Source organism: Streptomyces sp. NPDC000229 (assembly GCF_040300825.1).
Lineage (GTDB): Bacteria > Actinomycetota > Actinomycetes > Streptomycetales > Streptomycetaceae > Streptomyces.
In genome coordinates this window covers 1-1026 of the sequence record NZ_JBEPEL010000173.1, presented here as the reverse complement: position 1 = coordinate 1026, position 1026 = coordinate 1, and the positions used below count along the sequence as shown (strand labels likewise).

The 1026-nt window shown below is 64.8% G+C and carries 1 protein-coding gene; it reads left to right on the top strand.

The features are described 5' to 3' along the window. Positions 1-962: Hint domain-containing protein (locus ABT360_RS35320; RefSeq protein ID WP_351825854.1), on the top strand; the 962-nt coding region annotated here is incomplete at its 5' end. Between the last annotated feature and the right edge of the window lie 64 nt (positions 963-1026).

The following is a 1026-nucleotide window of genomic DNA, read 5'->3' as shown; positions in this document are numbered from 1 at the left end:
TGGTCCAGGACGTTTACCGTCACAGGGCCGGCAGCCTTGAGCGCCGCGCGTGCCTTGGTCCGCTCCGGCGGTGCGACAGTGATCGGCAGCGTGCCGACGGGTCCACCAAGGACATCGAGGACCTGAAGGAGGGCGAGTACGTCCTGGCCTCCGACCCGGAGACCGGGGACCTGCAGGCCCGCAAGGTGACCGACACCATCACCGGTGACGGTTACAAGCACCTCGTCACCCTCACCGTCGACCCCGACGGCGAGAACGGCAAGGCGAAGCCAAGCAAGATTACGGCCACGGCCAACCACCCGTTCTGGCTGCCGGACTACGGGCGCTGGGCCGAGGCCGGTGAACTGGAGCCGGGCATGTGGCTGCAGACCGCAGCCGGCACCTGGGTCCAGATCACGGCGATCGACGACGCACACCGCAGTCAGCGCGTCCACAACCTCACCGTCGACGGTCAGCACACGTACTTCGTGGTGATCGGCTCGGCGGCGGTACTTGTCCACAACGACAGGCTCGTATCTGCGTCGAACTGTCCGCCTGACCCGGATACGGCCAAGCAGCTTCTGAACGATGCGGAAGCTCTACACGACACTGCGTCGGCAGGCAGGGCAGCAGGCAGCGCCGGGGCCAAGAGAGCCGATCAGGGAAGCACAGTGGCCACCGCAATTCTAGGTGGGCGCAAGGTCTACTCTGTCAACAACAACCAGACAAACCCGGCCATGCGTGCACTGGCTGAAAAGCTGGGCTACGAGCGGATCTCTGGAATCGAGCACATAGATCCGGGGATCCGCACTGATGCTGAGCAAATCCTCATGAATGCGGTTGATGACGGCACTCTTGGTGGAGTCGGCATCATTGCCTCTTCGCGGAAGGCTTGCGGACTCGAGCGGCAGAACTGCGCCGGTCGGGCAAATGAATACTTCGGTATCCAGCTATGGGAGCGGGCCGGGCGCGGACCGTGGTGATGAGGTCCGGGTCGATGAGGTGGGCGACGGTCAGCGGGTCGTGCAGGGGCGGGGCGGCAAGGCC